This window comes from Steroidobacter sp., assembly GCF_016790065.1.
GTDB lineage: Bacteria > Pseudomonadota > Gammaproteobacteria > Steroidobacterales > Steroidobacteraceae > Steroidobacter.
The window spans coordinates 32237-40665 of the sequence record NZ_JAEUPY010000386.1 but is presented as its reverse complement, the minus strand read 5'-3'; the positions used below and the strand labels follow the sequence as shown (position 1 = coordinate 40665).

At 62.1% G+C, this 8429-nt stretch carries 2 protein-coding genes; one reads left to right on the top strand and one right to left on the bottom strand.

Annotated elements, in window-relative coordinates; translation table 11 throughout:
* Positions 1–13 precede the first annotated feature (13 nt).
* Positions 14–8065: a GH36-type glycosyl hydrolase domain-containing protein gene (locus JNL55_RS16015; RefSeq protein WP_293855455.1), complete on the top strand. Its 8052-nt coding sequence runs from the start codon at positions 14–16 to the stop codon at positions 8063–8065.
* Here the strand turns inward: JNL55_RS16015 and JNL55_RS16010 are convergent.
* Complete coding sequence (locus JNL55_RS16010; RefSeq protein ID WP_293855452.1) at positions 8039–8284, bottom strand: BON domain-containing protein; 246 nt, start codon at positions 8282–8284, stop codon at positions 8039–8041. The two genes, JNL55_RS16015 and JNL55_RS16010, sit on opposite strands and share 27 nt — an antisense overlap.
* Positions 8285–8429 lie beyond the last annotated feature (145 nt).

Sequence of the window (8429 nt, the reverse complement as noted above, 5' to 3'; positions counted from 1 at the left end):
CGAGTTATGGGCCATGGCAATCACGCTCAGCATCGTGCTGGTCGAGAACCTGCGTCGCGCCGCCGAACGCATCGTCAACAGCCGAGCCGAGCGCGAGCAGGCCGATCGAATTGCTGATCGACTGCTCGGCGTGAATGGAGTCACGATCGAGCAGCAGGCGCTGTTCCAACACTTCCAGAAGCACGGCACGCTTTCCGCATCGTTCGTGGTGCAAGTGGTGAAGCGCTTGCGCGATCAGGACCCACGCGTAACGCCGGCACTGCAGTGGCTCGAAGAGCAGCTAATCGCACAGGGCACCACCTCCGATCAGATGGTCTACGACGAGCACCAGCGCCAGGGCGCGACCAACGTCACCGTGCGTAACATCATCACCAGCATGCGTCTGATCTCCGACGTGAACTGGGCGGAATTCTTCGAAGCCGTGAGCCTGGTCGAGGCGGCGCTGCGTAAGGATACCAATCTGGCGCAAATGGATTTTGCCACCCGTAACTCGTATCGCAGCGCCATCGAGAACTTGGCGCGCCGCTCCGCGCACAGCGAATTGGAAGTAACGCATATCCTGATCGCCGCTACGCAATCGGTGTCCGCCACCGATCCCGATGAGTCGCGCCAGCGGGACCCCGGCTATCATCTGTTGGGACGTGGACGACATGCTTTCCAGAAAGCCGTTGGCTACCGTGCACCGCTAAATCATTGGCCGCGATCCCTGAGCGACGCAGCCGGGCCCATTGGCTACATTCTTTCGGTGCTGCTGCTCGCTTTGCTCATCATCGCAGTGCCGTTGGCGGTACTGGCGGCCCAGGGCATCGCGCTGGCGCATTTGCTGGTGTGTGCATTGTTGGGAATGATTCCCGCCGTCGACCTCTCGGTGGCGTTAGTGAACCGTGCGGTTACACGCAGCTTCGGCGCAACGATGTTGCCTGCGCTGTCGCTCCGTACGGGGATACCTGCAAGCCTGCGAACCATGATCGTGGTGCCGGCGCTGCTGAACACTCGCGAAGCTATCGAAACCCTTCTCGAACGACTCGAGGTTCACTACCTCGCCTCCTCTCACGGCGAGCTGCATCTAGCGTTGCTGCTGGACTGGACCGACGCAGCGACCGAGCACACTGCTGATGACGCGGCGCTGTTGCAGATTGCGACTGACGGCATCGCTCATCTCAACCGTATCCATGAGGCTCCGTCGCAGGGTGCACGTTTCTATGCTCTGCATCGTCGCCGCATCTGGAGCGAGAGCGAGCAACAATGGATGGGCTGGGAACGCAAACGAGGCAAACTGCACGAGTTGAATCAACTACTGCGTGGCGCCGTCGACACGACGTTCATCACTGCCGATACCACGGTACCGCCGGTGCCACTCGATGTTCGCTACGTCATCACACTCGACGCAGACACGCGCTTGCCGCGGGAGGCCGTGCGGCGCTTGGTCGGCAAGCTGGCGCATCCCCTCAATCGCGCTCGATTCGATACTACGGCCGGCCGAGTCGTCGAAGGCTATGGGGTACTCCAGCCACGGGTGACGCCGTCGCTGCCCATCGGTCGCGAGGGTTCGCTGTTCCAACGCACCTTCTCCAGCATGACCGGCATCGATCCGTATGGCGCGGCCGTCTCCGACGTCTATCAGGATCTGTTCGGCGAAGGCTCGTACGCCGGCAAAGGCATCTACGATGTCGATGCGTTCGAAGCGGCGCTGGCCGACCGGGTACCGACCGGCTCGATGCTCAGCCATGATCTGTTCGAAGGCACCTTCGCACGCGCCGGGCTAGCTTCGGACATCGAGGTCATCGAAGAATTTCCGGCGCGATACGACGTCGCGGCGGAACGTAATCATCGTTGGGTGCGGGGTGACTGGCAGTTACTGCCGTGGCTGCTCGGTCGACCCGACGCGTCTCGACGCGGCACTGGCACGTTACCGCTGCTCGGCCAATGGAAGATGCTCGACAATCTGCGCCGCAGTCTGTCGGCTCCGACCGCCCTGCTCGCGCTGCTGGCAGGCTGGTTACTGCCGTTGCACGCGGCCTGGATATGGACTGCGTTCATACTGACGGCGATTGCACTCCCAGCACTGCTGCCAGCGTTAGCAGCGATCGTGCCTCGACGCGACGTCGTTACGCGCAGTCATCTAACTGCCTGGAGTCAGGACCTGGCGCTCGCCGGCACGCAGATCGGGCTACTCATCGCATTTCTCCCGCATCAAGCCTGGCTCATGGTCGATGCCATCTGTCGCACGCTGTACCGGTTGGCCATCAGCCGACGCAACTTGCTCGAGTGGATCACAGCGGCGCAATCGCAGCTCAGCTCGCAACCGGGCCTGGCTGGTTTCTACCGGCGCATGAGTGCCAGCGTGCTCGTCGCGCTGAGCGCCGTAGCACTAGTTGCCTCGGTAAGGTTTGCAACCATCTGGGTGGCGCTGCCGTTCGTGATGCTATGGATCGCAGCACCGGCGATCGCACGACGGATCAGCGAATCGCCGCCGGTCGCCGGTCGCTTGCCGGCCTCCGCCGCCGATCGCCGAGATTTGCGCCTGGTCGCGCGTCGCACCTGGCGATATTTCGAAACGTTCGTCAACGACCGCGATCACCAGCTGCCGCCGGATAATTTTCAAGAGGATCCGCAGCCGGTGGTGGCGCATCGGACGTCGCCGACCAACATGGGGTTGTATCTGCTGTGTGCCGTCAGCGCGCGCGACTTCGGCTGGACCGGAACGCTGGAGAGCATCGAGCGCCTCGAAGCGACGCTGGCGACCATGCAGCGCTTGCAACGATTTCGCGGCCACTTCTATAACTGGTACGACACGCGCGACCTGCGACCGCTCGAGCCGCAGTATGTATCTTCGGTCGATAGCGGCAATCTGGCGGCGCATCTGCTGACACTCGCAAATGCGTGCCAGGAGTGGCTCCGTGTCCCGATCGATGTCGCAGCTCACTTCGACGGCGTTGCCGATGCCATTCATCTGGCCCGCGATGCCCTGCTGAACCTTCCCGACGATCATCGCACTGAGGCGCTCACGCGCCAGCAGCTCACGGAGTCCTGGTCGGAACTATCCAAAGCTGTCGACCGCGAAACGCCGCCAGCGGATATCACGCTCGCGCTCATCCAGGCCGACACACCCGCGACCATCTTGAGCGTCGGCGCTCGCGCCCTGGCCAGCGAGCACGATGCATGGGCCTATCAGGAACTGCTGTTCTGGGCGGAGGCAACACAACGCTCGATCAGAAGCTGGCAACGCGATCTGCAGGCAGTGGCCGATGCAGACCAGAACATATCGGAACGGCTGCAGGCACTTGCAGCCACTGCCCGCGCGCTAGCTTTGGCGACGGAGTTCGGTTTTCTCCTCGACCCCGAACGCAAGCTGCTGGCCATCGGCTATCGCGTCCCAGAGGGCGCACTCGATGAAAGTTGCTACGACTTGCTGGCCTCCGAGGCGCGGCTCGCCAGCTTCTTTGCAATCGCGAAAAACGATGTGCCGGCAAGCCACTGGTTCCGACTCGGTCGCGCAGTGACGCCGGTGGGACGGGGCGCGGCCCTCATTTCATGGTCAGGCTCGATGTTCGAGTACCTCATGCCATCGCTGGTGATGCGCGCACCGGCAGGCAGCCTGCTCGAGCAGACCAGCCGCCTCATCGTGCGCCGGCAGATCGGCTACGGTGCATCGCTGGACATTCCGTTGGGAGTTTCCGAGTCGGCTTATGGTGCGCGCGATCTGGAACTCACTTATCAATATTCCAACTTCGGCGTGCCGGGCCTCGGGCTCAAACGGGGCCTGAGCGAGAATCTGGTCATCGCGCCGTACGCAACCGGCCTGGCAGCCATGGTCGACCCGAAGGCGGCGATGCAGAACTACGCACACCTTGCCGGCGTAGGCGCATTGGGCAAGTACGGATTCTATGAAGCGCTGGACTACACGCGCACTCGATTGCCGGAAGGAACCGATGTCGTGATCGTCAAGGCGTTCATGGCACACCATCAAGGAATGACCATCACGGCTGCCGCCAATGTTTTATTCGACGGCAGGCTGCGTGCGCGATTCCACTCCGACGCCATGGTGCAAGCCGCCGAACTGCTATTGCACGAACGGACGCCGCGAGATGTGTCCGTCGCTCATCCCCGAGCCGAAGAAATGAAAGCCGCGGCGCGCAGCGACGACCAACAGCTGCCAACGTTGCGACGGCTGCACACTGCGCATTCCGCCGCTCCGCAGACACATATCCTCTCGAACGAGCGCTATGCGGTGATGTTGAGCGCCGCCGGATCCGGGTACAGCAAGTGGGGTGACATAGGCATCACTCGCCCGCAAGAAGACGCCACACGCGACGATTCAGGTAGCTACGTGTTCGTGCGGAACACGGACAGCGGCGCGGTATGGTCGGCCGGCTTTCAGCCTTGCGGCGTGCAACCCGACAGTTATGAAGTCACATTCAGCGAGGATCGGGCGGAGTTCGTCCGCGTCGACGATACCGTCATCACCACTCTCGAGGTGGTCGTTTCCCCGGAAGACAATGCCGAGGTGCGACGCGTATCGATTGCGAATACGGGCAGTAGTGCCATCGAACTCGATGTCACCTCTTACAGTGAGCTTGCACTGGCCCCACCGGCGGCCGACGCAGCCCATCCCGCATTCTCAAAGCTGTTCGTGCAAACCGAGTTCGTGACCAACCTCGGCGTGCTGCTGGCAACCAGGCGACGGCGCGCCAACACCGAGTCGGAAATCTGGGCGGCCCATCATCTGGCGGTCGAAGGCACGCTCGTCGGGGCAGTGGAATACGAAACCGACCGCGCCCGCTTTCTGGGGCGAGGCCGCGAAGTGCATGAACCGATCGCCATCATGGATGGCCGGCCCTTGTCGAACACCGTCGGTACCGTTCTCGACCCGGTCTTCGCACTGAGACAGCGCGTGCGCATCCTGCCGGGTGCGATGGCGCGGCTCTCGTTCTGGACTTGCGTTTCAGCTACTCGCGCGAGCGTGCTGGATCTGTTCGACAAACATCGGGACACCAATGCCTTTAGCCGTGCCGCGACCCTGGCTTGGACGCAAGCGCAGGTCCAGCTGCATCACCTCGGCATCAGCGCCGAAGAAGCACACTTGTTTCAATGTATCGCCGGCCACGTGCTGTTCGCCGATGCGTCCTTGAGGCCATCGTCGGCGGCCATTCAGCGTGGCGGTTGTGCGCGACCTGCACTCTGGGCGCACGGCATCTCCGGCGATGTGCCCATCGTGCTGTTGCGGATCGAGCATATCGAAGACATGGCCATTGCCCGGCAGCTACTGCAGGCACATGAGTACTGGCGCTTGAAGCAACTCGCCGTCGATCTGGTGATCCTGAACGAGCGCGCCGCCTCCTATGTACAGGACCTGCAAATTGCTCTCGAGGGAATGGTCCGCACGCGCCAATCGCAACCGCAGCTGCATATCGACAGCACCAAGGGGTCGGTCTTCGTGTTACGCACCGACCTGGTATCCGCTGAGACACGCGCCACGTTGTCGTCGGTTGCGCGAGCCGTATTCGTCGGCGCGCGAGGCACACTCGCTGATCAACTCCAACGTCGCGCAGGTCCTGCCGATGTTCCAGCAGGAGTGCGGCAGCCGAGAGTGAGTAACGGCACTCGCAGCGGTGGAACGCCTCCGCTCCGACTGGAATTCTTCAACGGCATGGGCGGCTTCGCCGATGATGGGCGCGAGTACGCGATCACTCTGGATGCCGGACAGACCACGCCCGCCCCCTGGATCAATGTGATTGCCAATCCCCACTTCGGCTTTCAGATCTCAGCCGATGGCGGCGGCTATACCTGGTCGGTCAACAGCCGCGACCATCAGCTCACGCAGTGGTGCAACGATCCCGTGACCGACCGGCCGAGCGAAGTTCTATACGTGCGCGATGAAGACACCGGAGCGCTGTGGAGCCCGACTCTTGCACCGGCATCCGAGAGTGACGCGCCGTATCACGTTCGTCACGGCCGGGGCTATAGCCGCTTCGAACATCGCGCCCATGAGATCGCCCTCGATCTGTTGTTGTATGTGCCACTGACGGATGCCGTCAAAATAGCTCGCCTGAGAATCCGCAATACGTCGACGCGAAGTCGGCGCCTCACCGTGACTGCCTACGTCGAATGGGTTCTGGGCACGTCACGCGCCGCCTCTGCACCCTTCGTGGTGACAGAAATCGATGGGCAGAGCGGCGCGATGTTCGCTCGCAATCCCTGGAATTCTCAGTTCGCCTCGCGCATCGCCTTTGCAGATCTCGGCGGCCGACAAACCCAGTGGACTGGCGATCGTCGCGAGTTCCTCGGCCGGCATGGCACACTCGAAAACCCGGCTGCGCTAAGCGGCCTCGCGCCGCTCTCTGGGCGCGTGGGTGCCGGACTCGATCCCTGCAGCGCGCTGCAGGCACCGCTCACGATCGAACCGGACGAATGTATCGAGATCGTTTTCTTGCTGGGTGAAGCCACGAGCCGGGAAGCGGCCAGCTTGCTGGTGAAACAGTATCGCAACGCCGATCTAGATGCCGTGCTGACCCGCGTCAAGGACTTCTGGGACGAAACGCTCGGCGCGATTCGAGTCACAACACCGGATCGTTCCCTGGACCTGATGCTGAACGGCTGGCTGCTGTATCAAACATTGGTTTGCCGCATCTGGGCTCGTTCGGCGTTTTATCAAGCGAGCGGCGCCTACGGATTCCGCGACCAATTGCAGGACGGGATGGCGATCGTGACCTCGCAGCCGGCACTCACTCGTGAACATTTGCTGCGCGCCGCCGGCCGTCAGTTTCTACAAGGCGATGTGCAGCACTGGTGGCTGCCGCCGGCGGGACAAGGCGTTCGTACTCGCATCAGCGACGATCGCGTGTGGTTGGCGTATGCCGCCGCACACTACCTCACCAGAACCGGCGACACCGCGATCCTGGACGAAAGCGCTTCGTATCTCGAAGGTCCCGCGCTGGAACCAGGCCAACACGACGCGTACTTCCAGCCCAATATTTCCGATACCGCCGCGAGCTTGTTCGAACATTGCGCTTGCGCTTTGGATGCTAGCCTCACGCTCGGCACGCACGGTTTGCCATTGATAGGTACCGGCGACTGGAACGATGGCATGAATCGCGTCGGCGAGCAGGGCCGCGGCGAAAGTGTCTGGCTTGGATGGTTTCTATACACGACGCTGTGCGCCTTCGCACCTTTCGCCATGGCCCGCAACGAGATTGCGCGTGCCGAGCGCTGGTTGGCACACGCCGCGACATTACGAGAGTCGCTCGAACGCGAAGGCTGGGACGGCGACTGGTATCGGCGCGGATACTATGACGACGGCACGTTGTTGGGCTCGGCCGTGAGCGACGAGTGTCGCATCGACTCCATTGCGCAGTCCTGGAGCGTCATCTCAGGCGCCGCCGATGCGAGTCGCGCAACTCGCGCCATGGCAGCTGTCGACCAACACCTCATCCGGCCCGACGACGGTCTGGCGCTGCTGTTCACACCGCCGTTCGATCGCACGTTGCTCGATCCTGGCTACGTCAAAGGTTATCCACCCGGCATACGGGAGAATGGCGGACAGTACACTCACGCCGCCGCGTGGTCAGTCATCGCCTTCGCGCAACTGGGCCAAGGAAACCAGGCAGCTGCGCTGTTTTCGCTATTGAATCCAATCAATCGCACCAGCACGCGAACAGCCGTGCGTCGCTACAAGGTGGAACCCTATGTCGTCGCCGCCGATGTTTATTCAGTGGCACCTCACGTCGGCCGCGGTGGTTGGACGTGGTACACAGGGTCAGCAGGATGGCTATACCGTGCCGGCATCGAAGCCATGCTCGGCCTGCACGTTCAGGGCACGCAACTGTTGCTGAAGCCTTGCATTCCGAAAGAATGGCCGCGTTTCGATGTGATGTTCAGATATCGATCGGCGCGCTACGAAATCGCCGTCATGAATCCCAACGGCGTGAGTCGCGGCGTGGCGATGCTCACTGTAGATGGATTGCCGATACATTCCAGCGAGCCCTGTATAAAGTTGCTGGACGACGGCGCGCTCCATCACGTCGAGTTGACGCTCGGTTCAGTCGAGGCTGCGCACGTCCAGTAAATCCTGGACTCGCAGCACGCCGCGAACGTGCTCCGTAACGTGCAGAGCTTCGATGCGCACGACATCTGTCCCGACGAAGCCGCTGAGCTCGACGATTCCGGCCAGCGTCGTCACATGAATGTCATAGCTGGCGGTCATCGAGTCCTCATCCAGCGCCGCCCTCACTTTCGCCGTGATGACACCGTCCGTGATCGCCTCTCGTGTCCGTTGTGTACTCATGGCGATCTCCGCTTGTCGCTTACTACCGGCTCACCGTTATGCGCCTTCCACGACCAGAACGCGAGGGAAACTGCTGTATGTGCGCCACCGCACCGAGGACAGCGTCCGGGCGGCTCATCCTCGCAATCACGTTCGTCGTAGCATC